Here is a 722-nt window from a genome sequence, read left to right on the forward strand (position 1 = left end):
AACTATCCGCCGCCGCTAGCGCCTTGTCCCACCTATCTCGCAATGCTGGACACGATCGGCGCGAGCCGTGGCGTTCTCGTTCAGCCGGCGCCGTATGGCACCGACAACGCGGCGCTCGTCGCGGCGCTCCAGGCGGGCGCTGGCAGGATACGCGGTGTTGCAGTCACGCAGCGGGACGTGACGGACGAAGCGTTGCGACACCTCGACAGCAAAGGCGTGCGTGCGTTGCGCTTTAATGAAATGCCCAGTCCGCAGACCGGCAAACCGCTCGTGGGCAGCGTCGGGCTGGAGGTTGCTTTGTCTCTCGCGAGCCGCATGAAGGCGCTCGATTGGCACGCACAGGTCTGGGCGCGATGCAGCGACGTTCCCGCCATCACCGAGGAGCTCGAGCGTGCCGGATTGTCCGTCGTATTCGAACACATGACGTGCTTCGATCCGTCGCTCGGAACGGACCATCGCGACTTTCAGAACGTCCTGGCGTTGCTCCGCGAGGGGCGCATCGGCGTGAAGTTGGCCCTGTGCCGTGTATCGAAGCAGGCCCCAGGCTATGAAGACTTGCGTCCGTTCCATGATCTTATGGTTGAAGCGAACGCGCGGCAACTGGTGTGGAGTTCAGACTGGCCTTACGTGCGCATGGCCGATGCTGCGCCGGACGTCGGCGATTTGCTGAATACATTCCATGAATGGGTGGACGACGCCTCGTTGCGGGAGACCATCCTTGT

General features: G+C 63.0%; 1 protein-coding gene. It reads left to right on the top strand.

From position 1 onward, the window contains the following. Positions 1–42: 42 nt before the first annotated feature. The coding region (locus AWB65_RS35160; protein WP_235008135.1) for an amidohydrolase family protein at positions 43–722 on the top strand (680 nt) is incomplete at its 3' end.

Source organism: Caballeronia humi (assembly GCF_001544475.1).
GTDB lineage: Bacteria > Pseudomonadota > Gammaproteobacteria > Burkholderiales > Burkholderiaceae > Caballeronia > Caballeronia humi.